Origin of the sequence: Aminobacter aminovorans (assembly GCF_900445235.1) — a bacterium.
Classification (GTDB): Bacteria; Pseudomonadota; Alphaproteobacteria; order Rhizobiales; family Rhizobiaceae; genus Aminobacter; species Aminobacter aminovorans.
The window spans coordinates 3629104-3655710 of sequence record NZ_UFSM01000001.1 but is presented as its reverse complement, the minus strand read 5'-3'; the positions used below and the strand labels follow the sequence as shown (position 1 = coordinate 3655710).

25 protein-coding genes are annotated in these 26607 nt (G+C 63.1%); 15 read left to right on the top strand and 10 right to left on the bottom strand.

Annotation, left to right across the window (positions count from 1 at the left end; all coding sequences use genetic code 11):
- Window positions 1-116: 116 nt before the first annotated feature.
- Both DY201_RS18050 and bcp read right to left on the bottom strand, forming a co-directional pair.
- Window positions 117-1385, bottom strand: coding sequence for a M23 family metallopeptidase (locus DY201_RS18050; protein WP_115732382.1), 1269 nt, complete (start codon window positions 1383-1385; stop codon window positions 117-119).
- A gap of 397 nt (window positions 1386-1782) precedes the next feature.
- The gene (gene bcp, locus DY201_RS18045) at window positions 1783-2250 is read right to left on the bottom strand and encodes a thioredoxin-dependent thiol peroxidase (protein ID WP_115732381.1); all 468 of its coding nucleotides are present in this window, start codon (window positions 2248-2250) and stop codon (window positions 1783-1785) included.
- A gap of 103 nt (window positions 2251-2353) precedes the next feature.
- Here bcp and DY201_RS18040 point away from each other — a divergent pair, with 103 nt between their 5' ends.
- Window positions 2354-5758, top strand: coding sequence for a YhdP family protein (locus tag DY201_RS18040; RefSeq protein WP_115732380.1), 3405 nt, complete (start codon window positions 2354-2356; stop codon window positions 5756-5758).
- An 81-nt stretch (window positions 5759-5839) separates the two neighbouring features.
- Here the strand turns inward: DY201_RS18040 and tyrS are convergent, their stop codons facing one another.
- Window positions 5840-7093 carry a tyrosine--tRNA ligase gene (gene tyrS, locus DY201_RS18035; RefSeq protein WP_115732379.1) on the bottom strand — a complete coding sequence of 418 codons (1254 nt, stop codon included), beginning with the start codon at window positions 7091-7093 and terminating at the stop codon, window positions 5840-5842.
- Between the two features lie 158 nt (window positions 7094-7251).
- On the opposite strand from tyrS, the gene DY201_RS18030 reads away from it, so the two are divergent.
- Both DY201_RS18030 and DY201_RS18025 read left to right on the top strand, forming a co-directional pair.
- Complete coding sequence (locus DY201_RS18030) at window positions 7252-7782, top strand: GNAT family N-acetyltransferase (RefSeq protein ID WP_115733858.1); 531 nt, start codon at window positions 7252-7254, stop codon at window positions 7780-7782.
- Window positions 7783-7897: 115 nt separating this feature from the next.
- Entirely contained in the window at window positions 7898-9256 is a 1359-nt protein-coding gene (locus DY201_RS18025; RefSeq protein ID WP_115732378.1) for an esterase-like activity of phytase family protein, read from the top strand.
- A 192-nt stretch (window positions 9257-9448) separates the two neighbouring features.
- Here DY201_RS18025 and DY201_RS18020 read toward each other — a convergent pair whose 3' ends face one another.
- The 4 genes from DY201_RS18020 to DY201_RS18005 are packed head-to-tail and all read right to left on the bottom strand — an operon-like array spanning window position 9449 to window position 11574.
- On the bottom strand, window positions 9449-9766 hold the full coding sequence (locus DY201_RS18020; RefSeq protein WP_115732377.1) for a GNAT family N-acetyltransferase: 318 nt from the start codon (window positions 9764-9766) through the stop codon (window positions 9449-9451).
- Window positions 9767-9772: 6 nt separating this feature from the next.
- On the bottom strand, window positions 9773-10210 hold the full coding sequence (locus DY201_RS18015; RefSeq protein WP_115732376.1) for an acetyltransferase: 438 nt from the start codon (window positions 10208-10210) through the stop codon (window positions 9773-9775).
- Between the two features lie 24 nt (window positions 10211-10234).
- Entirely contained in the window at window positions 10235-10885 is a 651-nt protein-coding gene (locus DY201_RS18010) for an FMN-binding negative transcriptional regulator (RefSeq protein WP_115732375.1), read from the bottom strand.
- Window positions 10886-10899: 14 nt separating this feature from the next.
- Window positions 10900-11574, bottom strand: a complete 675-nt coding sequence (locus DY201_RS18005; protein ID WP_067962698.1) for an alpha/beta hydrolase — start codon at window positions 11572-11574, stop codon at window positions 10900-10902.
- Window positions 11575-11792: 218 nt separating this feature from the next.
- Here DY201_RS18005 and DY201_RS18000 point away from each other — a divergent pair, with 218 nt between their 5' ends.
- The 10 genes from DY201_RS18000 (at window position 11793) to DY201_RS17960 (ending at window position 19923) form a co-directional block, all read left to right on the top strand.
- On the top strand, window positions 11793-12956 hold the full coding sequence (locus DY201_RS18000) for a cysteine desulfurase family protein (protein WP_115732374.1): 1164 nt from the start codon (window positions 11793-11795) through the stop codon (window positions 12954-12956).
- A gap of 171 nt (window positions 12957-13127) precedes the next feature.
- Window positions 13128-14657, top strand: coding sequence for a Fe-S cluster assembly protein SufB (sufB, locus tag DY201_RS17995; protein ID WP_115732373.1), 1530 nt, complete (start codon window positions 13128-13130; stop codon window positions 14655-14657).
- Complete coding sequence (locus DY201_RS29105; protein WP_165915945.1) at window positions 14657-14818, top strand: hypothetical protein; 162 nt, start codon at window positions 14657-14659, stop codon at window positions 14816-14818. Before sufB ends, DY201_RS29105 begins: the two co-directional genes overlap by 1 nt.
- Before the next feature lie 80 nt (window positions 14819-14898).
- Complete coding sequence (gene sufC / locus DY201_RS17990) at window positions 14899-15654, top strand: Fe-S cluster assembly ATPase SufC (RefSeq protein WP_115732372.1); 756 nt, start codon at window positions 14899-14901, stop codon at window positions 15652-15654.
- A gap of 10 nt (window positions 15655-15664) precedes the next feature.
- Window positions 15665-16930 (top strand): Fe-S cluster assembly protein SufD, encoded by a 1266-nt coding sequence (sufD, locus tag DY201_RS17985; RefSeq protein ID WP_115733857.1) that lies wholly within the window; start codon window positions 15665-15667, stop codon window positions 16928-16930.
- Between the two features lie 67 nt (window positions 16931-16997).
- Window positions 16998-18239 (top strand): cysteine desulfurase, encoded by a 1242-nt coding sequence (locus DY201_RS17980; RefSeq protein WP_115732371.1) that lies wholly within the window; start codon window positions 16998-17000, stop codon window positions 18237-18239.
- A 5-nt stretch (window positions 18240-18244) separates the two neighbouring features.
- Entirely contained in the window at window positions 18245-18643 is a 399-nt protein-coding gene (locus DY201_RS17975; RefSeq protein ID WP_115732370.1) for an SUF system Fe-S cluster assembly protein, read from the top strand.
- Entirely contained in the window at window positions 18643-19068 is a 426-nt protein-coding gene (locus tag DY201_RS17970) for a hypothetical protein (protein ID WP_115732369.1), read from the top strand. Before DY201_RS17975 ends, DY201_RS17970 begins: the two co-directional genes overlap by 1 nt.
- Window positions 19069-19158: 90 nt before the next feature.
- Complete coding sequence (gene sufA, locus DY201_RS17965) at window positions 19159-19539, top strand: Fe-S cluster assembly scaffold SufA (protein ID WP_115732368.1); 381 nt, start codon at window positions 19159-19161, stop codon at window positions 19537-19539.
- 69 nt (window positions 19540-19608) lie between these two features.
- A complete protein-coding gene (locus tag DY201_RS17960; RefSeq protein WP_115732367.1) occupies window positions 19609-19923 on the top strand; it encodes a TfoX/Sxy family protein in 315 nt (104 codons plus the stop codon).
- A gap of 2 nt (window positions 19924-19925) precedes the next feature.
- On the opposite strand, the gene DY201_RS17955 is transcribed toward DY201_RS17960, so the two are convergent.
- From DY201_RS17955 to DY201_RS17945, 3 genes are all read right to left on the bottom strand, one after another.
- Window positions 19926-20318 (bottom strand): hypothetical protein, encoded by a 393-nt coding sequence (locus DY201_RS17955; protein ID WP_245432030.1) that lies wholly within the window; start codon window positions 20316-20318, stop codon window positions 19926-19928.
- Window positions 20319-20435: 117 nt separating this feature from the next.
- Window positions 20436-21362: a pseudouridine-5'-phosphate glycosidase gene (locus DY201_RS17950; protein ID WP_115733855.1), complete on the bottom strand. Its 927-nt coding sequence runs from the start codon at window positions 21360-21362 to the stop codon at window positions 20436-20438.
- 20 nt (window positions 21363-21382) lie between these two features.
- On the bottom strand, window positions 21383-22321 hold the full coding sequence (locus DY201_RS17945) for a carbohydrate kinase family protein (protein WP_115732366.1): 939 nt from the start codon (window positions 22319-22321) through the stop codon (window positions 21383-21385).
- A gap of 282 nt (window positions 22322-22603) precedes the next feature.
- Between DY201_RS17945 and recA the strand changes: the two genes are divergently transcribed.
- A complete protein-coding gene (gene recA / locus DY201_RS17940) occupies window positions 22604-23692 on the top strand; it encodes a recombinase RecA (RefSeq protein WP_115732365.1) in 1089 nt (362 codons plus the stop codon).
- Window positions 23693-23941: 249 nt separating this feature from the next.
- Window positions 23942-26602, top strand: a complete 2661-nt coding sequence (gene alaS / locus DY201_RS17935) for an alanine--tRNA ligase (RefSeq protein ID WP_115733854.1) — start codon at window positions 23942-23944, stop codon at window positions 26600-26602.
- Window positions 26603-26607 lie beyond the last annotated feature (5 nt).

Genomic DNA, 26607 nt, shown 5'->3' with positions numbered 1-26607 from the left:
GATTCCGGCATCACGCAGATTCGCAGAGCGTCCTGCGTTCCAGAACATGCGATGTGCGCGACAGATGTCCGAACCTGTGGATGACAGTTCCCGGACGTCGCCTCTGGCCGCGTGGCTCAGAGGTACTGCCCGAGCTTCTTGCCGGTCTTGATGAAGCGAAGCGGGTCGACCGCCTCGCCGTCGCGCCGCACCTCGTAGTGCAGGTGCGGGCCGGTCGAGCGTCCACTGCTGCCAACTTCGCCGATTTCGTCGCCAACCGCGATCTTCTGATCGGGGGCGACAAGGATTTTGCTGAGATGGGCGTAGCGCGTGGTGAAGCCGCCGCCATGGTCGATCTCGACCATGCGGCCATAGCCGCCGTTCCAGCCCGCCTTGATGACCGTACCGGCAGCCGTAGCGCGCGCGGGCGAGCCGTAGGGGGCGCGGAAATCCATGCCCGAATGCAACGCCGGCGTGCCGATCAGCGGATCGGTGCGGACCCCGAACGTGCTCGAGATCGAACGGCCGGCGGCGGGATTGGCGAGCGGCAGCTTGCGCGCCTCCTTCTTCAGCCGGTCGAGCGTGTCGAGCGCCTCGTCGAGCTCCTTGACCTTGCTGTCGAAGGCCATCGGGTTGTCGAGCGGCACCAGCGGGCCGCCAACGCCCGACTTGCCGAAATCCGCGGAGACGGGAAGGCCGGCATTCTCGAGCGCGTCGGTGATGGCGCCTGCGGTCTGATAGGCATTGTCGGCCAGTGCATCGATGCGCTCGACCTGGTCGTCCTCGATGCTGCGCAGCGACTTGTTGATGGCGACGAACAACTTGTCGGCGCGGTCGGCCCGGCTTTCGCCGTCGGGCTCGGCCGACCTTGTCGACCAGAATGAGAATGGGCGCACGGCCGCGGCGTCAGCCGCCGCATAGGCGAGCGGCTGCCCTGTTGGAACGGAGATGTCGGCGCGCTCGTCGGCTGCCTTACCCTCAGAAGCGGGTTCCGCCACTTCGGACGCTTGCGCCTTGTCGAGGATCGGGCCGAGCCTGCCATTGCGCTGGCTGAGCTGTGATTGCCGCTCCAGCAATTCGCTGACCTTGGTTTCCATCAATTGCTGGTCGAGCAATTGCCGGCTGGTGATGCGGTCGACCTGGGCACGCAGTGCCGAGATGCGGTCTTCATAGGCGTGCTGCATACGTGCCTGGCGCGCGGTCGCAGCGCCGATCAGGTCGTCACGCAACACGAGATATGATGTGGCAAGGAGATAACCGATGGCGACGGCAGCGAGCGCCGAACCGGCTGCAGCGGCGACCCAGGGGCGCACGGTGAAGTGACGGATCTCGTTGCCGCGTGCGATGATGACGGTATGGGGCTCTTTTCGCCTGCCGAACACGGCGGCCTGACTTGCTGCTTTCACCGGACCCAACTCTCATCACGAGACAGCGACGATCCGATTACACATTATTAGGGTTAACAAAGCTTTGCCCGGATTGGAGCCGCGAGCTGGTTCTGGGGTGATCAGGGCATGAAAAACCCGCCACAGTAATATATGGCGGGCTCTTGGCTGTCCAAGTCATGCTACGAAAGTCTGGCGGCATCTTGGATAACGCGAGAATATACGCGGGCCGAGTTTTCTTCAGCTGTTGTCGAATGATCACGAATTAACGTAGGAAAAGCCAGAGCAGGATGATGATAGGGATGGGAATGCCAAGCATCCAGAGGATGACGCTGCGGAACATCTTTATTCTCCCGTTGATGGTCGTTGGGTGAGAAACGTCGAGAGAGGGCATCGGTTCCGCAGCGGGCGATTTTCGCTAGAGGACTTTCACCGCCTCCAGCACTTCGGCGGCGTGGCCCGGTACCTTCACCTTGCGCCAGATCCTGGCGATCTTGCCGTCAGCGTCGATCAGGAATGTCGAACGCTCGACGCCCATGTACTTGCGGCCATACATAGATTTTTCGGTCCACACGCCATAGGCCTCAAGCGCCTTTCGCTCTTCGTCGGCGACGAGGTCGATGCCAATTTGGTGCTTGGCCTTGAATTTGTCGTGTTTCTTGGCGCTGTCGGGCGAAACGCCGATGACGACCGCTCCAGCCTTTTCGAATTGAGGTTTGAGCTGGGTGAAGTCGATCGCCTGGGCGGTGCAGCCGGATGTATCGTCCTTGGGATAGAAATAGAGGACAACAGGTTTGCCGCCGAAGTCGGAAAGCGTCAGAATACCCCCGCCGTCGCGCGGCAACGTGAATTGCGGGGCGGTTTGGCCTGTCTCGAGTTCAGACATATCGATACCCTTGTTTGAAGTTACGGGGTGAGCCGGCAAGGATGTCAGGTTAATAATGCCGGACTTGGATTCGTCCACGACCGAAACGACTACGGGACATAGCGTGGATCAGGAAGTGCCCCGGCACGAGAAAATCCGGTTCAGGCGCGATGAGATTACCGATCTCGGCGCCATGCCGTCGGCTGCGGGCCAGGAACTGCCGCGTCCACGTACCTCCGTGAGGCGGCGTGCCGGCCATTGCTTGCTTGCCGCGGTGGCCGTGCTCGGCTCGCTGGTGCTTCTGGCAATCATCGCCATCGAAGCGCTCAGCTATTCCGGTTTTGGCCAGGACAGGCTGCGCGCCGAGGCCGAGCATGCCATCGAGGGCCTCGCCGGCGTCGATGTCGACGTCTCGATGGGGCAGGCGCGGCTGACGCTCGATGGCCTCAGGCTGATTGCGGTCGAGGTTCCCGACGTCAAGCTCACACGCACTGACGGCTCGCCCATGGCAGAAGCCGGCCTGATGCGCTTCGGTATCAGGCTTTTGCCATTGCTTACCGGCAATGTCCGGCTCGGCAATGCCAGCATTTCCGACGCCCGGATCGTCGTCGATGCGATGCCGGCCGGTGGCGGTTCGGACTGGAGTGCGGCCCTGCGCAATCAGGACGGTCTCGTCGACCCGCAGAAGCTGCTTGACGAGACGTTCCGGGGTATTCGCCGCGGCTTTGACGCTGTCCAGTTCGATGCCATGCGCGAAATCGCGCTCGGCAACGTCGATTTCGTCCTGCCATCGGGCGGTGAGGTCAAGATCGTGCGCGTCATCGATGCCGCGCTCGCCAAGACACGATCAGGGGAGTTGCGTGTCACAGCCAATTTCGACGTCGATGGCCGCGATGTCGAACTGGCCGCCGCGACAAGGCGCGAGGATGGCGCCAATCGGATCGCAGCACTGGATGCGACAGTATCGATGAGCGATCCGTTCGCCGGAAAGACCGACATCCCGGCAGCCAAGGCAAGTCGCATCGGCTCGGCCGAACTGACCATCACGGGCCAAGAGGGCGTCAACGGTGACGGCTCCGAACTGATCGCCAGGGGATCGATCGGCAAGTCGACGCTGGATCTCAAGGAGCGCGGTCAGCTTGTCGGCGACGTTACCGTCGACCTGCGCCTCGCCAGTGGCGAGAACAAGCTCGACATTCGCAAGTTGCTCGTTGCGACCAGCCGTTCGACGTTCGATTTCGCTGGTGCTTTGGGGCCGCGCCCGGCGACCGGCAATGCAGGCGACAATCCGGCCTACCGCTTCGAGCTGATCAGCCGCGAATCGCGCCTGGCACCCGATGAATCGCCGGAGCCTGCACTCAATTTCCTGGCGCGTGTCGCGGGCGCATATGACGTGGTCACCAACACGCTTTTGGCCGAACAGATCGGCCTGAAGTCCGGGCCGGGCGGCGAGGCGCTTGGAAAGGCGTCGGTCCAGTTCGTCGAAGGCAAGGCTCCAGGCATTTTTGTCGCCTTCAACGTCCACGACATGTCGGTCGCGCATGTCAAGCAGCTGTGGCCGTGGTTTTCGGCGCGAAATGCCCGGCTTTGGGTACTGCATAATCTCTATGGCGGCCGGGTCGTCGACGGCAACGTCCAGTTCGATGTCAGGCCCGACCGTCTCGGCAACGGCGTGCCGCTCAATGCGCAGGAAGTGTTCGGCCGTTTCGAGATCGATGGCTCGCGCTTCGATACGGCGGGCCGCATTCCGCCGATCCGCGATGCCAGGGGCATTGTCGAGTTCCATGGCAACGACGTCGACGTGTCGCTGTCCCAGGGCACAGTCTTCATGCCGAGTGGCCGCACGGTTGCCGCGAGCAACGGCAAGCTGAAGGTCGTCAAGGCCAATGTCATGCCGGTCCTCGGTTCGCTCGACATCGATGTCGAGGGCAGTGCCGATGCGATCGCCGAACTGGCTTCCTACGAACCGATCAATGCCATGCGCCATGTCGGCATCCTGCCCGAGGAACTGACCGGTGACGTGATCGGCAACGTCAAGGCCGACATCCCGCTGACCAGCGGCATCGACACCAGCAAGCTCGATTGGAAGGTGGCGCTCGACTATGACGGCCTGGCGGTGGCCAAGGAGTTCGACGGCCAAAAGCTGTCCGAGGCCGACGGCAACATCACCGTGACGCCCGACAAGGCCGTCATCGTTGCCAAGGGAAAGCTTAACGGAGTTCCGGCGGAACTCGACCTCGTAGAGCCGTTGCGGGACAACGGCATCGACAAGGAGCGCAACGTCCAGTTCGTGCTCGACGACAAGGCGCGCAACGCCCTCGTTCCCGGCCTGTCCGACATGCTCTCCGGCACGATCAAGGTCGATGTCGAGCAGCCCGAGCCGGGCAAGCGCAGCATCACCGCCGACCTGACCGCGGCCAAACTCGATCTTCCCTGGGTAGGCTGGAGCAAGGGGCCGGGTATCGCTGCCGAGGTGTCATTCACCATGACGTCAGATGGCGAGCGGTCGACGCTGTCCGATTTCAGTCTCGACGGAAAGACATTCACCATCAAGGGCGACGTCACGCTTGCCAATGGCAGCCTGTCATCTGCCCGCTTCAACCAGGTTCAGCTCAACCGCGGCGACGATGTCGCGGTCAACATCAAGCGTTCCGGCAAGGGATTTGCGGTCCAGGTCAAGGGCAATTCGCTCGATGCGCGCGCGCTGATCAAGCAGTTCATGTCCGACGTCGACAGCGCGACCAAGTCGACGGGATCGAATTCCATATCTGTCACCGCCAATGTCGACACACTGGTGGGCTTCAGTGGCGAAAAGCTGTCGAATGTCAGCCTGGAATATTCGGGTTCCGGTTCGAAGGTCGGCGGGCTTCAGGTTAATGCCGCGGCCAGCTCCGGCGGGCTGATTACCGTCAGCAACGTGCTGCAAGGCGGCGGGCGCCGCCTTGACGTCAGGTCCGCCGATGCCGGTGCGATCCTGCGCTTCCTCGACGTTTATGCCCGCATGCAGGGCGGGTCGCTGGCGCTTGCGCTGGAATCGGCTGGCGATGGGCCGCTCAAGGGCCAGGTCGACGTGCGTGAGTTCGTCGTCGTCGACGAACCGCGGTTGGCGTCGATCGTCTCCAGCAAGCCGGCCGGCGACAATCGCAGCCTCAACCAGGCGGTGCGCAAGGACATCGACACGTCGCGTGTCGTCTTCGAGCGGGGCTTCGCGCAGATCGACAAGCGATCGAAATATCTGGCCCTGGAAAACGGCGTCCTGCGCGGGCCGCTGATCGGCACGACATTCCAGGGCGTGCTCTATGACCAGCAGGGCCAGATGAACATGACCGGCACCTTCATGCCGGCCTATGGCCTCAACCGCATCTTCGGCGAGCTGCCGCTCGTCGGCGTCATCCTGGGCAATGGCCGCGACCGCGGCCTGATCGGCGTCACCTACAAGCTGTCGGGCGACGCCAACGCGCCCAAGCTGCACGTCAATCCGCTGTCGGTCATCGCACCCGGCATCTTCCGCGCGATCTTCGAGTACTGAGCGCGCAACGCGGCCCGCATCTCCGGATATGAAAATGGCCGGCAGTGCCGGCCATTTTCAGTACCTGCGGGGTGCTGCCAGCTAGGCCGGGCGCACCAGGATGTGCTTCTTCTTGCCGAGCGACAGCTTGACCACGCCTTCCGGCGTCAGGTCGGCCGTCGTCACCGCGCGGCGCTCGTCATTGACCGACTGGTCGTTGATGCGTACAGCGCCACCCTGGACGTGACGGCGTGCTTCGCCGTTGGACGCTGCAAGCCCGGCGCGAACGACCAGCGACAGCAGTCCGATGCCGGCCTTAAGCTCGTCGCCTGGTACCTCTACCGTCGGCAGCGTGTCGGCAAGCGCGCCTTCCTCGAACGTCTTGCGCGCCGTCTCGGCCGCCTGCTCGGCAGCAGTGCGGCCATGCAGCATCGCGGTCACTTCGGTCGCCAGCACCTTCTTGGCGTCGTTGATCTCCGCCCCGCCGAGAGCTGCCAGGCGCGCAATCTCGTCGAGCGGCATCGCCGTGTAGAGCTTCAGGAAGCGCTCGACATCGGCGTCCTCGGTGTTGCGCCAATACTGCCAGAAATCATAGGGCGACAACATGTCGGCATTGAGCCAGACGGCACCGTTCATCGACTTGCCCATCTTGGCGCCGGAAGAGGTCGTCAGCAACGGCGAGGTCAGGGCGTAGAGCTGCGGCGTGCCGAGGCGGTGGCCAAGGTCGATGCCGTTGACGATGTTGCCCCACTGGTCGGAGCCGCCCATCTGCAGGCGCAGGCCGTAGCGCTTGTTGAGTTCGACGAAGTCGTAGGCCTGCAGGATCATGTAGTTGAATTCGAGGAACGACAGCGACTGCTCGCGGTCGAGACGCTGCTTGACGGAATCGAAGCTCAGCATCCGGTTGACCGAGAAGTGCTGGCCGACATCGCGCAGGAATTCGAGATAGTTGAGCGGCATGAGCCACTCGGCGTTGTTGACCATCATTGCATCGCGCGGACCGTCGCCGAAGGTCAGGTAGTTCGAAAACACCTGCTTGATGCCGTCGATGTTGGACTGGATCAACTCGGGCGTCATCAGCTTGCGCGCCTCGTCCTTGAACGACGGGTCGCCGACCATGCCGGTACCGCCGCCCATCAGCGGCACGGGGCGATGGCCGGTCTTCTGCATCCAGTACAGCATCATGATCTGGATCAGGCCGCCGGCGTGCAGGCTCGAAGCCGTCGGGTCGAAGCCGATATAGGCCGACACGGTTTCCTTGCAGAAGAGATCGTCGAGGCCGGCGTCATCCGAGGTCTGGTGGATGAAGCCGCGCTCGGAAAGGGTGCGCAGGAAATCGGACTTGAAGGCGGACATGGTTTCTCTCTCGGCGGACGATTGGCATGGCAGATCGTGCATGTGATCGGCGACGCGAGCGCTTTAGCATCTGAAGCGCAGGAATCACAAGGATTGCCAACCGACAGGAGCGTCCCTTGTGATGCCGGAAACGAATGAGGGCGCGGATGGACGGCAACATGACAGATGAAACGGTTCTCGAAACACCACGGCTGTTGCTCCGGACCTGGCGCGACACGGACCTGGACGATCTCGTCTGGCTGCATTCGCACGTGCAGGCGTCGCGATATCTGTCAATCACCGGCCAGCCTTGGACACGTGACGAGGCTGCCGGCCGAATGACGGGCTGGGCCGAAGAATACCGGCTGCACGGTGTCACCAAGTTCAAGCTGCAGCGGCGCGATGAGGGGCGCTTCATCGGCCGCGCCGGTTTCTCGATCTTCGCCGCCACCGGCCAGTTCGAGCTCGGCTATGCCATTGCCCCGCAGTTCTGGGGGCAGGGCTATGCCACCGAGATAGCAGGGGCCTTGGCCAACTTCTCTTTCGAGCGCAAGATAGGCGATCACTTCATCGCCTTTGCCCATGTCGACAACACGGCGTCGCTGAATGTGCTGCAAAAGATCGGCATGCGCTTTCAGCACACTGGTCCGATGAACGGGCTTCAGGCCCATGTCTACACCATGAACAGCAGCGACCGGCGCAGTCGGTAGGCGGCCCCTGCCGTCCGGCATCCGGGGACTTCATTAAAGTTTCACCCAGGCGTCACCCGCCCGACATGGCGTGGACCTAGCTGGAGGGCGTTCCTTCAACCAATCGGGGTCCACCATGCGACGCTCTCTCTATCTGGCTGCGGCTGTTCTCGCGCTCACCACCGCCTCCGCCTTCGCGGATGAGACGGAATTCAAGGCAACGCTCGCCGGTCACGCGATCCTGCCGGCGAACACCATCATCGCAGCTCCCGAAAATGCGCCCGAACACCTGCGCACGTCGGGCAAGTTCACCACTCCCGACCGCAAGCGCGCCGAAGGCCTCGGCACCGTTCCCGGCAAGGATGGCGTGCGCCTGACCGGCCTGTCGCTGCCATTCGACGGCCAGCCCGTCCAGGGCTTCTCAGGCATCAAGGCTGTCGGTGACGGCACGTTCTGGTCGCTGTCGGACAACGGCTTCGGCAACAAGCTGAACTCCACCGATGCCGCCTTGATGTTGCATCACATCTCGTTCGACTGGGACAAGGGGACGATGAACCGCATCAAGACCCTGTTCCTGACCGATCCCGAGCGCAAGGCACCGTTCCCGATCGTGCTCGAAGGCTCCGACACCCGCTTCCTCACCGGCGGTGATTTCGACGTCGAGTCGATCCAGCCGGTTGCCGACGGCTTCTGGGTCGGCGAGGAGTTCGGCCCCTATCTGCTGAAGTTCGATCTCGACGGCAAGCTGACCGACGTCGTCGGCACCGTCGTCGATGGCAAGCCGGTCAAGTCGCCCGACCATCCGACGCTGACGCTGCAGGCCAACCCGTCGCTGCCGATGCCGGCCTTCAACCTCAAGCGCTCCGGCGGCTATGAGGGCCTCGCCCAGTCGAAGGACGGCTCCAAGCTCTACGGCCTGCTCGAAGGCGCGCTGTTCAAGGAAGACGGCACCATGGAGCAGGCCGAAGGCAACCGTGCGCTGCGCGTCATCGAGTTCGACGTCGCCAAAAAGGAATGGACCGGCCGCAGCTGGCTCTATCCGTTGTCGGCCGGCGGCGATGCCATCGGCGACTTCAACATGATCGATGCCACCACAGCCCTCGTCATCGAGCGCGACCAGGGTGCAGGTGTCGCCGCCAAGAAATGCGCCGATGCCAAGAACCCGCAGCCGGACTGCTTCGCCAACCCGGCTCTGTTCAAGCGGATCTACAAGATCGAGATGTCCGACGCCAATGTCGGCGGCGCGGTCCGCAAGATTGGCTACATCGACCTGATGAACATCGCCGATCCCGACAACAAGAAGCGCCAGGGCGGCGGCGAGGGCTTCTACGACATGCCTTTCAACACCATCGAGAACGTCGATCTCGTCGACGACACCCACATCGTCGTCGGCGACGATAACAACCTGCCGTTCTCGGCCGGCCGCGCGCTCGACAAGGCTGACGACAACGAGTTCGTCCTGCTCGAGGTCGGCGAGTTCCTGAAGGCCAAGTAAGGCGCTGGCTTCACGACAATATCCGGGCCGTCCTTGCGGCCCGGATTCTTTTTATGAATTCCCGGCGCGAAGTGGCTTGCTATAAAACAGGAATCCGTCTTCCCGCTCCGCGGTCTGACGGACAAAGCCGCAGCTTTCTACACTGGCGATCGAGGCGAAATTGTCGTTGTGGACATGGCCGTCTACATGCGTTTAGCGGCTGCCTAAAAGCGCGACGAAGGCGGCGAGTGCGCGCTTGCCGACCCCTCGGCCGCGTTGCGCCGGGTCGAGCACGATCAGCAGGCTGATGCCGCCATCGGGCTCATCGTCATATTGCAGCACGGCAAGCATTGCGTCGTTCGTTGCGCTGGTGGCCACGACCGCATGGGCCGGACTTGCGGGATCCATGACATGGGCGACCCGGTCGGCATTGGGGACGTCGATGCGCCGTACCACCTCGGTGTCGTCGAACCATGCCGCATAGGCGAGAAGGTCCTCGCGGCGAAACGGCCGGAGGCTGATCCCGTCCATGACGCCTCAGGATGCCTGCGACAGGTGCAGCAGCGGGAAAGGCTTTCCCTGGCCGTCTAGTTCGGAGCGCCCGACCTGTTTGAAGCCGCATTTGAGATAGAACGCGACACCGCCCGGGTTCTGCTCGTTGACGTCGACAGCAAGCGGGCCTTTCAGTCGCCCGACATGCTCGATCAGCGCCTTGCCGATGCCTTTGCCATGCTGGCTGGTGCTGACGAACAGCATTTCGACTTTTGGGCCATCCAGGCCGATGAAGCCGACCGGCTCGCCGTCGGCATCCTCCGCCACCAATACCTCGACCGCAGGCAGGTAGTCGTCGCGGACGAGGGGGCGGAAGAACTGGATGTCGTCTTCGCTGAGGAAGTCATGCGTGGCGCGCACGGCATCCTCCCAGATGGCAACGAGCACGGCGTTGTCGGCCGCGATGCCGGGACGGATGTTCATGAGAGAGGCTCCAGGTCGGAAGGGCTATTCGCCCGCGAGCCCGCCATATTGGCGGACCAGTTGCGCCATGCCGCCGGCCGGCTTCTGCTCGGCGGCGATGCCTTCGGCCACGCCGATGCGGTCGCCGACGGGCCGGTTCTGGCTGACCTTCCACTTGCCGTCGATGGCGGTGATGTCGATTTCGAGCCCGATGATGCCCTTGATCTGGGCCGCGATGTAGGCATCGGGCGCGTCGGAGACCTGCCATGGCTCGGTCCGCCCGGCTTCCTGGCTGGCGGTGAGCTCGGCGATCTGGCCGGCAAGCCAGTCCTTGTCGTCGATGACGCGTGCCATGCCGCGCACCTGCACGGTCGCATAGTTCCAGGTCGGAACCACCTTGCCGGTTTCGCGCTTGGTCTCATACCAGGACGGGGTGACGTAGCTGTCCTCGCCGTGGAACACCACCAGCACTGGCAGGTCGGGCGTTTCGGCCAGCAACTGCCATTGCGGGTTGGCGCGGGCGAGATGCGCTCGCAGCAGTCCATTCGGGCCGATGTCGGCGTCGAGCAGGAATGGCAACGGATTGGCCACCGGGCCTTCCGATCCGTTGCAGATCAGAAGGCCGAGCGGATGGTTGCGGATCAGCGCATGCAGAACGTCCAGCCTGGTCTCGCGAAACAGCGGCGGCTGGTACATGCGCGTAACTCCTCTTAGCGCAGGCGCTTCGGACGCGGGTCCGAAAGCTCGCCGGCGAGACGGCGGTCGAGATACTCGGCGCACTCGTCGATCACCAGCTCCGGGTCGTTGCCGAAGAAGTGGTTGGCGCCGGGGAGCGTCTTCTGGGTGATGGTGATGCCCTTCTGCGTGTGCAGCTTGTCGACCAGGCCCTGCACATCCTTCGGCGGCGCCACCTTGTCGGCGTCACCATGGATGATCAGGCCCGACGACGGGCAGGGCGCCAGGAACGAGAAGTCGTAGGTGTTGGGCTGCGGCGCAACAGAGATGAAGCCTTCGATCTCCGGGCGGCGCATCAGAAGCTGCATGCCGATCCAGGCGCCGAAGGAATAGCCGGCGACCCAGCAGCTCTTCGAGTCGGGATGCAGCGACTGCACCCAGTCGAGTGCGGCAGCCGCATCCGACAGCTCGCCCGTGCCATGGTCGAACTCACCCTGGCTGCGGCCGATGCCGCGGAAGTTGAAGCGCAGCGTGGTGAAATCGCGCTTCTGGAACATGTAGAAGAGGTCGTACACGATCTTGTTGTTCATCGTGCCGCCAAACTGCGGGTGCGGATGCAGTATGATGGCAATCGGCGCGTTCTTTTCCTTGGACGGCTGATAACGACCTTCCAGGCGACCCGCCGGACCGGTAAAAATGACCTCTGGCATAAACTACTCCACTTGACGCAAGGCCGATTAAACAATCCTGTGCCCAGCCTTGACGCGAGGGACGCGCCTTCTTAGAAGCTAGTTTAGAACTGTTCAAAACTGGGTGGCGAAACCGCCCATTTGGCAAAGCGGGTAGATAGGACGGCTGGCCTTGGAATTTCAAGGAAATTGCGCGTCCTCCCATCCGAACATGATTTGACAGGGCAAAAACCAGGAAAATGGCCGGACCGCGCGCCTATCTCGACTACAATGCCAGTGCGCCGCTGCTGCCCGCAGCGCGTGCGGCCGTGGTCGCTGCGCTCGATGTCGCGGCCAACCCGTCGTCGGTTCACAGCGAGGGTAGGGCCGCCCGCAAGATCATCGAGGATGCCAGGCGCGATGTCGCCGCCCTCGTTGGCGCCAGGCCTGAACATGTCGTCTTCACCTCTGGCGCCACCGAAGCCGCGACCACGCTTTTGTCGCCCGACTGGCGCATGGGGCGCGGCGCTGTGCGCATGTCGCGCCTCTATGTCACCGAGGCCGATCATCCTTGCGTGCTGAATGGCGGCCGTTTCCCGGCGGAGCGGGTTGCCCGTCTTGGCGTCGATGGCAACGGCATCGTCGACTTTGCTGCCCTGGAAGCCGCACTCGCTGCCCACGACAAGTCGGAAGGCCTGCCGCTGGTGGCGATCCACGCCGCCAACAACGAGACCGGTGTCATCCAGCCCATCCGCGCCATTTCCGAACTGGTGAAGGCTTCAGGCGGCGTGCTGGTACTCGATGCAGTCCAGGCTGCGGGCCGCATTCCTCTCGATATGTCAGAGGGTTATGCCGACTACCTGATTCTCTCCTCGCACAAGATCGGCGGCCCCAAGGGTGCAGGCGCGATCGTCGCCCAAGCCGACCTGATGATGTCCACACCTCTTGTGACGGGCGGCGGTCAGGAAAAGGGCCATCGTGGCGGCACCGAGAACCTGCCGGCGATATCTGGATTTGGCGCTGCCGCGCGCGCCGCTCTGGACGGGCTGGCCGGGATCGGCGAGGTCCGGGCCATGCGCGATCGCCTCGAAGAGACCGTTCTGCGGCTGGTTTCCGACGCCGAAATCTTCGGAAAGGCAGTCGAACGGCTTGCCAATACGACATTCTTCGCTATTCCGGGCGTCAAGGCCGAGACGGCACAGATCGCCTTCGATCTCGCAGGCGTTGCGCTCTCGGCAGGTTCCGCGTGCTCGTCGGGCAAGGTCGGCCCCAGCCATGTGCTGAAGGCGATGGGCTTTGCCGACAATCTGGGCGCGCTGCGCGTGTCGATTGGCCGGCTGACGTCCGAGGCGGACGTGGAAAAATTCGAAACGGCTCTTGCAGCGCTTCTTTCGCGCCGCGCGGACCGTACGAAAGCCGCCTGATCGGCGGGAAATTTGGCCCAAGGGCCAGTGAACGGGTGTGTCAGGGACGCCGAAGGCGTTCTTCCGGGTGAATTCCCGGCAAAAGCACACTATATGGAACTTACGCCGCTCCAGCGGTGCCATAGTTTGAAAACTGTCGGGCCTTGACCCCGGCGTGGATGGAGAACGCTTATGCCTGCTGTGCAGGAAACGATCGAGCAGGTCCGCAAGATCGACGTCGACCAATACAAATACGGCTTCGAATCGTTCATCGAGATGGACAAGGCTCCGAAGGGCCTGAGCGAGGACATCGTCCGCTTCATCTCGGCCAAGAAGGGCGAACCGGAGTGGATGCTCGAATGGCGCCTCGGTGCCTATCGCCGCTGGCTGACGCTTGAAGAGCCGAACTGGGCGCGCGTCGACTATCCCAAGATCGACTTCCAGGACATCTACTTCTACGCCGCTCCCAAGAGCACGCCCGGGCCGACCTCGCTCGATGAAGTCGATCCCGAGATTCTGAAGGTCTACGAGAAGCTCGGCATTCCGCTGCGCGAGCAGGAGATCCTCGCCGGCGTCCAGAAGCAAGCGGCGCCGGTCGACGGCCTGTCCGATGAAGAAGTTGGCGACAATGTCTACAAATCGGGCCGCGTCGCCGTCGACGCCGTGTTCGATTCGGTTTCCGTCGTCACCACCTTCAAGGACGAGCTGGCCAAGGCCGGCGTCATCTTCTGCTCGATCTCGGAAGCTATCCGCGAGCACCCCGAACTGGTGAAGAAGTATCTCGGCTCGGTCGTGCCGACCTCCGACAACTATTATGCGACGCTGAATTCGGCCGTCTTTACCGACGGTTCGTTCGTCTTCGTGCCCAAGGGCGTTCGCTGCCCGATGGAGCTGTCGACCTACTTCCGCATCAACGAGAAGAACACCGGCCAGTTCGAGCGCACGCTGATCATCGCCGAGGAAGGCGCTTACGTCTCCTATCTTGAAGGTTGCACCGCACCCCAGCGCGACGAGAACCAGCTCCACGCTGCAGTCGTCGAGCTCGTGGCCCTCGACGATGCCGAGATCAAGTATTCGACCGTGCAGAACTGGTACCCGGGCGATGCCCAGGGCAAGGGCGGCATCTACAATTTTGTCACCAAGCGCGGCGACTGCCGTGGCGACCGCTCGAAGATCTCGTGGACCCAGGTCGAAACCGGTTCGGCCATCACCTGGAAGTACCCGTCCTGCATCCTGCGCGGCGACGACAGCCGTGGCGAGTTCTATTCGATCGCGGTTTCGAACGGGTATCAGCAGGTCGACAGCGGCACCAAGATGATCCACCTCGGCAAGAACACGTCGAGCCGTATTATCTCCAAGGGCATCGCCGCCGGCTTCTCGCAGAACACCTATCGCGGCCAGGTCTCGGCCCACCGCAAGGCGACCAATGCGCGCAACTTCACCCAGTGCGACTCGTTGCTGATCGGCAACCAGTGCGGCGCGCATACCGTGCCCTATATCGAGGCAAAGAATTCGTCGGCTCAGTTCGAGCATGAAGCGACGACCTCGAAGATTTCCGACGACCAGAAGTTCTACGTCATGCAGCGCGGCATTCCCGAAGAAGAAGCAATCGCGCTGATCGTGAACGGCTTCGTCAAGGAAGTGATCCAGGAACTGCCGATGGAGTTTGCCGTCGAGGCGCAGAAGCTCATCGGCATCAGCCTTGAAGGAAGCGTCGGCTGATGGATCCGGTCACGATGGTCTTCTACGCGGTCGTTTGCGGCGGTCTTGCCGCAGCAGCGCCGTCGTTCCAGTCGCGCGCCGCGCGGCTTGCGTTGGGAACCATCACCGGCATCGTTGCCGCAAGCCTTTTGCCGTTGCTGCGCCGCGCACTGGGAATCTGAGAGACCCGCGCGCCAGCATCGTCGTGGACAGGAATTGCGCCGCCCGCCTCGGCGCCAGATATGAAGAAAGCTGAAAAAAGATGCTTGAGATCAAGAACCTGCATGCCCGTATCGCCGAGAGCGGCACCGAAATCATCCGCGGCCTGAACCTGACGGTGAAGGCCGGCGAAGTCGCAGCCATCATGGGCCCGAACGGCTCTGGCAAGTCGACCTTGTCCTACATCCTCGCCGGCCGCGACGACTACGAGGTGACCGAGGGCGAGATCCTCTACAATGGCGAGTCGATCCTGGAGATGGACCCTGCCGAGCGCGCCGCCAAGGGTCTGTTCCTGGCGTTCCAGTATCCGATGGAGATACCCGGCGTTGCCACGATGGAGTTCCTCAAGGTCGCAATGAATTCGCAGCGAAAGGCGCGCGGCGAGGAGCCGCTGAAGGTTCCTGATTTCATCAAGCGTGTGAAGGACGCCGCCGGTACGCTGGAGATGGACTTCAACATGCTCAAGCGCCCGGTCAATGTCGGCTTCTCCGGTGGCGAGAAGAAGCGCGCGGAGATCCTGCAGATGAAGCTGCTGGAGCCGAAGCTGTGTGTGCTCGACGAAACCGACTCCGGCCTCGACATCGATGCGCTCAAGATCGTCTCCGACGGTGTCAACGCGCTGCGTTCGCCCGACCGCGCCATCATCGTCATCACCCACTACCAGCGCCTGCTCGATCATATCGTGCCGGACACTGTCCACGTGCTCTACAAGGGCCAGGTCATCAAGTCCGGTGACAAGTCGCTGGCGCTCGAACTCGAAGAGAACGGCTATGCCGGGATCATCGAAGAGGCTGCTTGAGGTGTCGACGATGAACATCCGTGCTGAAATCCAGCGTACCCCGGCGGAGGCGGCGATCATCGACGCTTTCGGCGAGCGGCTTTCGCTCCTGCCCGGCGATGGCGCAGTCATGATCAAGCGCGACAACGCGATCGAGCAGATCAAGGCTGGCCTGCCGACCCGTCGTGTCGAGTCCTGGCATTACACCGACCTGCGTCGCCTTCTTGCATCCGTGCCGGCCTTCGATGCCAGCGCTGCTGCCAAGACCATAGCGCCTCTGCTCGAAGGCTCGACCCTGCTGCCGATCGTCAACGGCGTGTCGGCGACGACGCCTTCCGTCGAAGGTGTCACCTTCCAGCGCCTCGGCGACAAGCTGGTCGACGGCAGCTATGCGCCGGCGCTCGTCACTTACGGCAGCGATGACACTGTCGGTGCGTTGAATACCGCCTTTGTCGGCGACGGCTATTTTGTCGACATCGAAGACGGCGCCCAGGTCGAAAAGCCGATCGAGCTGCAGAATATCCAGGCCGGTGGCCAGGTCCATGTCCGCCTGCCGGTTCGTGTCGGCGCTGGCGCCAGGGTAACCATCGTCGAGCGCCAGACGGGCGAGGGCGCTGGTCTCGTCAGCTCCGTCAGCCAGCTTTTGCTCGGCGACGACGCCGAGGTACTGTGGCTGATCGTCCAGGACCAGCCTGAGACGGCGACCCATCTCGCCCAGTTCAAGGCCGAGCTCGGCAAGAACGCCAAGCTGACCCTGTTCGTCATGAACGCCGGCGGAAAGCTTGTGCGCCAGGAAGTCATCGTCAAGGCGACAGGCGAAGGCGCCGACTTCAAGCTGCGCGGCGTCAACCTGCTCGCCGGCGACTGCCATGTCGACGTCACCATGGTGCTCGATCACGCCGTGCCTCATACGTCTTCGACCGAGGTCGTGCGCAACGTCGTCACCGGGCGCGCCAAGGGCGTGTTCCAGGGCCGCATCAACGTGCACCAGATCGCCCAGAAGACCGACGCCCGCATGGCCTGCAACACGCTGTTGCTGTCCGACGACGGCGAGTTCTCGACCAAGCCCGAGCTCGAAATCTTCGCCGACGACGTCGCCTGCGGCCATGGCGCCACCGTCACCGAGATCGACCGCAACCATCTGTTCTACCTGATGGCGCGCGGCATCGACGAAAAGTCCGCCCGCGGCCTTCTCGTTCGTGCGTTCCTGGCCGAGGTCATCGAGGAGCTTGAGGACGAGACGGTCGTCGAACCGCTGGAAGAACTGCTGAACAGCTGGTTTGCGGCGCACGCCTGACCGGGATTTTCTCCCCGTTCGCGGGGAGACGCCGCCGACAGGCGAATGAAGGCATGGGAATTTGTTGATGGATCAGAAGGTCGAAGACAGCACCTATGACGTCGAGGCCATCCGCCGCGACTTCCCGATCCTGTCGCGCGAGGTCTATGGCAAGCCGCTCGTCTATCTCGACAACGGCGCCTCGGCCCAGAAGCCGCAGGTCGTCATCGATGCCATCGCCAACGCCTATTCCAACGAATACGCCAACGTCCATCGCGGCCTGCATTTCTTGTCCAATGCGGCGACCGACGCCTATGAGAAGGCGCGCGAGAGCGTGCGCCGCTTTCTCAATGCGCCTGATGTCAATCAGGTCATCTTCACCTCCAACGCCACCTCGGCGATCAACACCGTCGCCTATGGTTACGGCATGCCGAACATCGGCGAGGGCGACGAGATCGTGCTCTCGATCATGGAGCACCACTCCAACATCGTGCCGTGGCATTTCATCAGGGAACGCCAGGGCGCCAAGCTGGTCTGGGTGCCGGTCGACGACCTCGGCACTTTCCACATCGAGGAATTCGAGAAGCGCCTGACCGACCGGACAAAACTGGTCGCGATCACCCATATGTCGAACGCGCTCGGCACGGTGACGCCGATCAAGGAGATCTGCCGCATTGCGCATGCGCGCGGCATCCCGGTTCTTGTCGACGGTAGCCAGAGTGCTGTTCACATGCCCATCGACGTGCAGGACCTCGACTGCGACTTCTTCGTCATGACCGGCCACAAGCTCTACGGACCCTCTGGTATCGGCGTGCTCTATGGCAAGCGCGAGCTGCTCGAGCGCATGCGCCCGTTCCACGGCGGCGGCGAGATGATCGTCGAGGTGACCGAGGACATCGTCACCTACAATGAGCCGCCGCACCGCTTCGAGGCCGGCACGCCGCCGATCGTCCAGGCCATCGGCCTCGGTGCCGCACTCGACTACATCGACGGCATCGGCCGCGAGCGCATAGCAGCGCATGAGGCGATGCTGCGTGACTACGCCCATGAGCGACTGCGCTCGATCAATTCGCTGCGCATCTTCGGAGATGCGCCAGGCAAGGGCGCCATCGTCTCGTTCGAGCTACAGGGCATCCACGCCCACGACGTGTCGATGGTCATCGACCGCCAGGGCGTCGCAGTGCGTGCCGGCACGCACTGCGCCCAGCCGCTGTTGAAACGCTTCGGCGTAACCTCCACATGCAGGGCGTCGTTCGGCATGTACAACACGAAGGCCGAAATTGACATTTTGGCCGAAGCGCTTGAAAAAGCGCGTAAATTCTTCGGGTGAGCACCATGGAAGACGCTATCGCCGCCACAGTTGACGACACTGCGCCGGAAACGGCGGGCAAGGCTCTCGTTTCGGCTTCGGCCATCCCGGCCGACGAGCTTGCGCGGCTGACCGACGACATCGTCTCGGCTCTGAAGACGGTCTATGACCCGGAAATCCCTGCCGACATCTATGAACTCGGCCTGATCTACAAGATCGACATCGAAGACGACCGCACCGTCAAGATCGACATGACGCTGACAGCTCCAGGCTGCCCAGTGGCCGGCGAGATGCCCGGCTGGGTCCAGAACGCCGTCGGCGCCGTCGAAGGCGTGTCTGGCGTCGAGGTTGCCATGACCTTCGATCCGCCGTGGACACCCGACCGCATGTCAGAAGAGGCCCAGGTGGCGGTTGGTTGGTATTGATGAGCGAGCCGGCAGCCGGGAACAGCGTGTTCGTCGGCTGCTATGTTCGTGTCTTGTCGCTGCCGGCGGACGTATTCCGCTATGGCTCTGACGAGGAAGCGCTTCGGAAAACTGCGATCGGTCGCATATGTCGAATCGTGAAGCCGTATGAGGGTACGTCGGACGACGGGCTTCGCATCAGTACGGGAGAGTTTCGCGCCCACTACGCCATTTTGTCTCGCTATGGAATAGAGGGGTACTCGCTCTATCTAGGCCCCGGCGACATGCAAATCGTCGCTCCGACCGAGGAGATGCTGCTCCTCTATAGCGATGACATTTGGCAGTTGGTTGCTCGATACGGCGAAACGCAACACACGCCTACTTACGACAAGCTGGTCGCCGCTTTCGGACTGGTGGAGCCATCATACTCATCAGCTGCTGGCTGAGAGGTTGCACGCAACAGGAATGTTCACCATCTTAGGTGAGAGAGTCATCCGGCAGGCCTTGAACCTGCAAGGAATGGAGCAGGAAGAAAAATGGGACGCTTCGCCGTCATCTCAATGACCGACCGGGCCGCCGAGCGCGTGCGCGAGATCATGGCCACCCGTGACAATGCCCTGGGCATCCGCCTCGGCATCAAGAAGGGCGGCTGCGCCGGCATGGAATACACCGTCGATCTGGTGACCGAGCCGAACCCCAAGGACGACCACATCGAGCACGACGGTGCCCATGTCTATGTCGCGCCCGAGGCCGCACTGTTCCTGTTCGGCACGCAGATGGATTTCGAGACGACCACGCTGCGCACCGGTTTCACCTTCAACAATCCGAACCAGAGCTCGGCCTGCGGCTGTGGCGAGTCGGTCGAGCTGAAGCCCGCCGACCTCAAGGCGCTCGCAGAGGCGCGCGCGCAGGCCTGATCCACAGCGATCGAGAGGCATCCACCCGCAAGGCATCGGCGCGAGGCATCGGCCCGAAAGGCATCGCAAATGAGTGACGAAGCCATTCGTGAGACCTTCTCCGGCCTCGGCGATGTCACCATCCGCAAGATGTTCGGCGGCAAGGGCATCTATCATGACGCGTTGATCGTCGGCGTAGAGGTGCGCGGCGAAATCCTGCTCAAGGCCGATGCGGTGAGCGCGCCAGATTTCGAGGCGGCAGGTGCCAAGCGCTGGACCGACGCCGGCGGACGGCCGGTCAACATGCCTTACTGGACGATCCCCGAAAGCGCTGTCGACGATCCCGACGAAATGGCGGTATGGGCGCGCAAGGCCTTCGAAGCGGCGCTGCGCAGCAAGAAATAGCCCTACATCGCATCTGGCGGCACGAAGAAGCAGTTCTCGTGTTCTTCGGTCGGATGCAGGCAGATGTGATAGTCGCCGTCGCCCGAGGGGATTTCCGAACCATAGGGCACGAAATAGCGATTGCGGTGCGTCACCTTACGGTGATCTCCGGGTTCCAGCACGATCGACCAGCCGCCGCCATGCTCCTCCACCGCCTTTTCGGGAATGGCCTGGCACTCGCCGTGCTCGATGTCGCCGTGACAGCAGGCCGGCGGATATCTCCAGCCAGAGGCTGTTCGATGCGCCGATGCAGGGGAAATGGTGACGAAAAGTAACGGCAGCGCGAGCAGGGCCGCGCAACGGCGTGCGAACGGCTGTACCTCAGTGTATCGGCAACGTCCGTCACCGCCGGACATCATTAAGCTCCGATGATGCCGCCGGGCAATTCCGGACGGCAGGCTGGCCGCGCCGCAGCTTAAGCCTGCCTGTCCAGAATGTATATTATTGAGTTCTAATATTGATGTGAAGGCGGTTCACGCCTTGGCCAGCGCGATCGCCACCTTGGCCGCCAGCCGGGCATTGTTCTCGACCAGCGCGATATTGGTCTTGAGGCTGGCACCGTTGGTCAGTTCCAGGATCTTGGCGAGCAGGAACGGCGTCACCGCTTTGCCCGATATGTTCTGGGCTTCGGCGGCCTTCTGCGCCGCCTCGATGTAGCCGGCCATCTTGTCGGCAGGAATCTCGTCGCTCTCGGGCACGGGATTGGCCACCAAAAGGCCACCGTCGAGGCCGAGTGCGCCACGGGTGGTGTGCAGGCGGGCGATTTTGTCAGGTGCATCGAGGCGCAGCGGTGCCGAATAAGGCGACTTGCGCGACCAGAAGGCAGGCACGATGTCGGAACCATAGGCCACCACCGGCACGCCACGCGTCTCCAGCACTTCGAGCGTCTTTTCGATGTCGAGGATGGCCTTGGCGCCGGCCGAGACCACGATGACAGGCGTACGCGCCAATTCGTCGAGGTCGGCCGAGATGTCGAAGCTCTTTTCGGCGCCCTTGTGCACGCCGCCGATACCGCCGGTGGCGAACACCTTGATGCCGGCGAGGTGCGCTGCGATCATCGTCGCCGCCACCGTCGTTCCGCCGGTGCGGCTTTCGGCGACCGCATAGGCGATGTCGGCGCGCGACAACTTCATCGCACCGCCGGTCATGGCAAGCGATTCGCGCTCGCCGTCGGACAGGCCGATCTTGATGCGGCCACCGATGACCGCGATCGTCGCCGGAATGGCGCCTTCGTCCGAGATGATCTTCTCGACATTGGCCGCCATCGCCGAATTGTCGGGATAGGGCATGCCGTGGGTGATGATGGTGCTTTCGAGCGCGACGACAGGCTTGCCGGCGGCAAGGGCTGCAGCGACAGGCGCATGGATGTCGATGAACGGACGGGCGGTTTCAGGCGTCATGTTGGTCTCCTTAAGCCGCGTCATGCCATTTCCCGGGCTTGCGGCACAAGAGCCAGCGCCGCGTCAAAATCTGCCTGTGCCAGCTCCGGCACCGCCGACGCACTTTCTATGGCCAGTACGGCAGCGGCAATGCCCTCGCGCAGCGCGTGCTCCAGTGGCAGGCCGCGCATCAGCGCCACAGTCGTTGCACCCGCCAGCGCATCGCCGGCTCCGGTCACATCGACGATCCAGCGCGGGGCAGGTGGGGTGATCTCGATCAGGCCCGCAGCATCATAGGCAAAGACGGAGCTGCCGCCTGCGGTGACGACGCCGCGCCTGAGCCCTGCCTCGCGCAGGCCGCGAGCTATCGCATCAGGGGTGGAATCGGCTGCGATATCAGCCAGCACCGCCGCCTCGCGCCGGTTCATGTAGAGGCAGGCGAGTTTGCCGAGGACAGGCACCAGCCGCACCGCCTTGGCCGGCGAGATTGCGATGGCGAACAGCGGTTTGCCGGAAATCTCGCCGAGCCTGGCCAGCGCCGCCTCGGGCAGGTTGGCGTCGCACAAAACGGCGTCGGCTGCCGCCACCGCCTCGCGTGCCTTGGCGCGCCTGAGTTGCTTGGCGAAGGCAAGCTCATACAGCCCCATGTCGGCCAATGCAGCCACCACGTCGCCGTCGCGGTCGAGCAGGGCGGTGTAGCTAGGCGTTGCCCGATCGAGAAAAATGGCCGACAGGTCCTCGATGCCGTTGGCCACGATCTCCGACGCCACGGTTTCGCCTGCCGCATCGCCGCCGCGCACCGACATCAGGGCGCCGGCTGCCCCGCGGCGAACCGCGCCTCGCAACGCGTTGAAGGCGCCGCCGCCGACCTCCTCGCTCATCGAACCGGGGATAGAGGCGCCCGGCACGAATGGCGCCGTCATGCGTCCGCGCCGGTCGACATGGGCGCCTCCGATGGCGAGGATCTTGGGTGAGTTCATGCTGAGGCTGTCCGGTGTGCGTTTAAGGCGGCGAACTTAGTGTTCCACGCGGGAGGCGGCAACCGCCAGCGATTCGCCAAGACCCGTTCTGCCGAGGAACGGGCTGTCAGGTCGAGACGGCATCCGATTATGCACAGTTTGCAAACAAAAAAAGAACATGTGCAGGAAAGTCATTTTATTTCAACAATTTGACTGCTCTTGCCAAATGTGAACAAAACCAGTACAAAATTATATCGGCGTCGGACGGTCCGGCCTTCATTGACGACTACGGGGTGATGTATCATGGCTCAGAATTCATTGCGGCTTGTAGAGGAAAATTCGGTGGACAAATCCAAGGCTCTGGACGCGGCGCTGTCGCAGATCGAACGCGCCTTCGGCAAGGGCTCGATCATGCGCCTGGGCGCCAATGAGCAGGTTGTCGAGATCGGAACTGTCTCTACCGGCTCGCTCGGCCTTGATATCGCGCTCGGTGTCGGCGGCCTGCCGCGCGGACGCATCATTGAAATCTACGGCCCGGAAAGCTCGGGCAAGACGACGCTCGCCCTCCACACCGTGGCCGAAGCCCAGAAGAAGGGCGGCATCTGCGCCTTCGTCGACGCCGAACACGCGCTCGACCCGGTCTATGCCCGCAAGCTCGGTGTCGATCTCGAGAACCTGCTGATCTCGCAGCCCGACACGGGCGAGCAGGCGCTTGAGATCTGCGACACGCTGGTTCGCTCCGGTGCCATCGACGTGCTGGTCGTCGACTCGGTGGCGGCGCTCACCCCGCGTGCCGAAATCGAAGGCGAGATGGGCGAGTCGCTGCCCGGCCTGCAGGCCCGACTGATGAGCCAGGCGCTGCGCAAGCTGACGGCTTCGATCTCGCGCTCCAACACAATGGTCATCTTCATCAACCAGATCCGCATGAAGATCGGCGTCATGTACGGCTCGCCGGAGACCACCACCGGCGGCAACGCGCTCAAGTTCTATGCTTCGGTCCGCCTCGACATCCGCCGCATCGGCTCGGTCAAGGACCGCGACGAGGTCGTCGGCAACCAGACCCGCGTCAAGGTGGTCAAGAACAAGCTGGCCCCGCCCTTCAAGCAGGTCGAGTTCGACATCATGTATGGTGAAGGCGTTTCCAAGACCGGCGAGCTCGTCGATCTCGGCGTCAAGGCCGGCGTGGTGGAGAAGTCGGGCGCCTGGTTCTCTTACAATTCGCAGCGCCTCGGCCAGGGACGCGAGAACGCAAAACTGTTCTTGCGTAACAATCCCGACGCGGCACGCGAAATCGAACAGCTGCTCAGGCAGAATGCCGGGTTGATCGCCGAGAAGTTCCTTGAGAACGGCTCGCGCGAGGAAGACGACGGCGACGAAGCGAGTGCGATGTAGGCACTTGGGAGGGCGGTCCTGCGGTTGCTGGACCGGACCCGATACAGACGATCTGAGCGACCGCCGGCCCTTGCGCCGGCGGTTTGCGTTTGTGAAGACGGCTTCGGTGATCGGGGCGGCGGGATTGCGGGCTTTTGCCGGTCCGGTGTTTCTGGACAGGGTTAAGGTGGGCCGCTAAAAGGCCAGTTCCAATTTCCGCCTGCAAAGGGCGGGGTGCATCTGTTCAGGGCGGCGATCAAAGGCGGCAATATGAGTGGCGTGAACGAGATCCGGTCGACATTTCTCGACTACTTCAAGAAGAACGGACACGAGGTCGTGGCCTCCAGCCCGCTCGTTCCGCGCAACGACCCGACCTTGATGTTTACCAATGCCGGCATGGTGCAGTTCAAGAACGTCTTCACTGGCCTCGAGACGCGTTCCTATTCGCGCGCAGCGACCGCGCAGAAGAGCGTGCGCGCCGGCGGCAAGCACAACGACCTCGACAATGTCGGCTACACCGCGCGCCATCTCACCTTCTTCGAGATGCTCGGCAATTTCTCCTTTGGCGACTACTTCAAGGAGCAGGCGATCGAACTCGCCTGGAACCTGATCACCAAGGAGTACGGACTCAACAAGGACAAGCTGCTCGTCACCGTCTATCACACCGACGACGAGGCGGCGGACCACTGGAAGAAGATCGCCGGCTTCAGCGACGACCGCATCATCCGCATCGCTACTTCTGACAATTTCTGGGCGATGGGCGACACCGGTCCGTGCGGCCCGTGCTCGGAGATCTTCATCGACCGTGGCGAGCACATCTGGGGTGGCCCTCCCGGCAGCCCCGAAGAGGATGGCGATCGCTTCCTCGAGTTCTGGAACCTCGTCTTCATGCAGTACGAGCAGGTGACGAAGGACGAGCGCATCTCGCTGCCGCGCCCGTCCATCGACACCGGCATGGGCCTCGAGCGCATGGCTTCGATCCTCCAGGGGGTCGAGACTGTTTTCGAGACCGACCTGTTCCGCCATCTGATCGATGCTGCCTCCTCGGCCATCGGCCGTGGCCCGGACGCTGACAACGTCGGCTCGTATCGGGTAATCGCGGATCACCTGCGTTCGTCCTGCTTCCTCGTCGCCGATGGCGTGCTGCCGTCGAACGAAGGCCGCGGCTACGTGCTCCGCCGCATCATGCGCCGCGCCATGCGCCACGCCCAGCTTCTCGGTGCCAGCGAGCCGTTGATGTGGAAGCTGGTTCCGGCGCTGATCCGCGAGATGGCCCAGGCCTATCCGGAGCTCGGACGCGGCGAGGCGCTCATCACCGAGACGCTCAAGCTTGAGGAAACACGCTTCCGCAAGACGCTCGCTCGCGGCCTCGGCCTGCTTGCCGATGCCACCGAGACGCTGGGCGCCGGCGACATGCTCGATGGCGAGACGGCCTTCAAGCTCTATGACACCTATGGTTTCCCGCTCGACCTGACGCAGGACGCTTTGCGTCAGCGCAGCATTTCGGTCGATCTGGCAGGCTTCACCGATGCGATGGAGCGGCAGAAGGCCGAGGCGCGCGCCAATTGGGCTGGATCAGGCGAGGCGGCGACGGAAGTCGTCTGGTTCTCGGTCCGTGAAAAGGCCGGCGCCACCGAGTTCCTCGGCTATGAAACCGAGCAGGCCGAAGGCGTGATCCTGTCGCTGCTCAAGGACGGTGCCGTCGTCGACGCGGTGAATGAAGGTGACGCCGTTGCCATCGTCGTCAACCAGACGCCGTTCTACGGCGAGTCGGGCGGTCAGATGGGCGACACCGGCACCATTTCGGGTGAAGGTTTTGCCATCGAGGTGACCGACACCCAGAAGAAGGCCGACGGCCTGTTCGTCCACTACGGCAAGGTCACCAAGGGCAAGCTCAAGACCGGCGCTGCGGTCGAGCTGAAGGTCGATCACAACAGACGCACGCGCCTGCGCTCGAACCATTCGGCAACCCACCTGATCCACGAGGCCCTGCGCGAGGTGCTCGGCACCCATGTCGCGCAGAAAGGCTCACTGGTGGCGCCTGAGCGCCTGCGCTTCGACATCTCGCACAACAAGCCGATCTCGGCCGAGGAGCTCGAGGACGTCGAGCGTATGTCGAACGAGATCGTGGTGCAGAACAGTCCTGTCACCACGCGCCTGATGAGCGTCGACGACGCCATCGCCGAGGGCGCGATGGCGCTGTTCGGCGAGAAGTATGGTGACGAGGTCCGTGTCGTCTCGATGGGAACCGGTCTGCATGGCGCCAAGGCCAATCGGCCCTATTCGGTCGAGCTCTGCGGCGGCACCCATGTGCGTTCCACCGGCGACATCGGCCTTGTGCGCATCGTCTCCGACAGCGCTGTCGCTGCCGGCGTCCGCCGTATCGAGGCGCTGACCGGCGAGGCGGCTCGCCGTCACCTCGACGAGCAGGACCGTCGCCTGAAGATGGTGGCGGCGACGCTGAAGGTGTCGCCCTCCGACGTGCTGGCGCGTGTCGAGACGCTTGTCGACGAACGCAAGAAGCTCGAACGCGAGCTCACCGAGGCGCGCAAGCGGCTCGCCATGGGTGGCGGGCAGGGCGGATCAGTCGATGCGGTGCGCGAAATTGCCGGCGTGAAGTATCTCGGCAAGGTCGTCTCCGGCGTCGATCCCAAGGATCTCAAGGGCCTGGCCGATGAAAGCAAGGCTGGCCTGGGTTCGGGTGTGGTGACGCTGATCGGCGTGTCGGAAGATGGCAAGGCAAGTGCAGTCGTGGCTGTCACGGCAGACCTCGTCGGGCGCCTGAGCGCCGTCGATCTGGTGCGCGTCGCATCCGCTGCCCTCGGCGGCAAGGGTGGCGGCGGCCGCCCCGATATGGCGCAGGCCGGTGGCCCCGACGCCACGAAGGCCGACGAAGCGGTCGAGGCTGTCGCCCAGGCGATGGCCGGCTGAGCCGA

Coding starts and splice junctions, on each gene's coding strand:
- DY201_RS18015 (WP_115732376.1), bottom strand. CDS start 10,210: ATGAACATCCGTCCCGGCATCGCGGCCGACAACGCCGTGCTCGTTGCC.
- tyrS (WP_115732379.1), bottom strand. CDS start 7,093: ATGTCCGCCTTCAAGTCCGATTTCCTGCGCACCCTTTCCGAGCGCGGC.
- DY201_RS18025 (WP_115732378.1), top strand. CDS start 7,898: ATGCGACGCTCTCTCTATCTGGCTGCGGCTGTTCTCGCGCTCACCACC.
- sufA (WP_115732368.1), top strand. CDS start 19,159: ATGGGACGCTTCGCCGTCATCTCAATGACCGACCGGGCCGCCGAGCGC.
- DY201_RS29105 (WP_165915945.1), top strand. CDS start 14,657: ATGGATCCGGTCACGATGGTCTTCTACGCGGTCGTTTGCGGCGGTCTT.
- DY201_RS18020 (WP_115732377.1), bottom strand. CDS start 9,766: ATGGACGGGATCAGCCTCCGGCCGTTTCGCCGCGAGGACCTTCTCGCC.
- DY201_RS17945 (WP_115732366.1), bottom strand. CDS start 22,321: ATGAACTCACCCAAGATCCTCGCCATCGGAGGCGCCCATGTCGACCGG.
- sufB (WP_115732373.1), top strand. CDS start 13,128: ATGCCTGCTGTGCAGGAAACGATCGAGCAGGTCCGCAAGATCGACGTC.
- DY201_RS17950 (WP_115733855.1), bottom strand. CDS start 21,362: ATGACGCCTGAAACCGCCCGTCCGTTCATCGACATCCATGCGCCTGTC.
- recA (WP_115732365.1), top strand. CDS start 22,604: ATGGCTCAGAATTCATTGCGGCTTGTAGAGGAAAATTCGGTGGACAAA.
- DY201_RS18005 (WP_067962698.1), bottom strand. CDS start 11,574: ATGCCAGAGGTCATTTTTACCGGTCCGGCGGGTCGCCTGGAAGGTCGT.
- DY201_RS17955 (WP_245432030.1), bottom strand. CDS start 20,318: ATGTCCGGCGGTGACGGACGTTGCCGATACACTGAGGTACAGCCGTTC.
- bcp (WP_115732381.1), bottom strand. CDS start 2,250: ATGTCTGAACTCGAGACAGGCCAAACCGCCCCGCAATTCACGTTGCCG.
- DY201_RS17980 (WP_115732371.1), top strand. CDS start 16,998: ATGGATCAGAAGGTCGAAGACAGCACCTATGACGTCGAGGCCATCCGC.
- alaS (WP_115733854.1), top strand. CDS start 23,942: ATGAGTGGCGTGAACGAGATCCGGTCGACATTTCTCGACTACTTCAAG.
- DY201_RS18030 (WP_115733858.1), top strand. CDS start 7,252: ATGACAGATGAAACGGTTCTCGAAACACCACGGCTGTTGCTCCGGACC.
- sufD (WP_115733857.1), top strand. CDS start 15,665: ATGAACATCCGTGCTGAAATCCAGCGTACCCCGGCGGAGGCGGCGATC.
- DY201_RS17975 (WP_115732370.1), top strand. CDS start 18,245: ATGGAAGACGCTATCGCCGCCACAGTTGACGACACTGCGCCGGAAACG.
- sufC (WP_115732372.1), top strand. CDS start 14,899: ATGCTTGAGATCAAGAACCTGCATGCCCGTATCGCCGAGAGCGGCACC.
- DY201_RS17960 (WP_115732367.1), top strand. CDS start 19,609: ATGAGTGACGAAGCCATTCGTGAGACCTTCTCCGGCCTCGGCGATGTC.
- DY201_RS18000 (WP_115732374.1), top strand. CDS start 11,793: ATGGCCGGACCGCGCGCCTATCTCGACTACAATGCCAGTGCGCCGCTG.
- DY201_RS17970 (WP_115732369.1), top strand. CDS start 18,643: ATGAGCGAGCCGGCAGCCGGGAACAGCGTGTTCGTCGGCTGCTATGTT.
- DY201_RS18010 (WP_115732375.1), bottom strand. CDS start 10,885: ATGTACCAGCCGCCGCTGTTTCGCGAGACCAGGCTGGACGTTCTGCAT.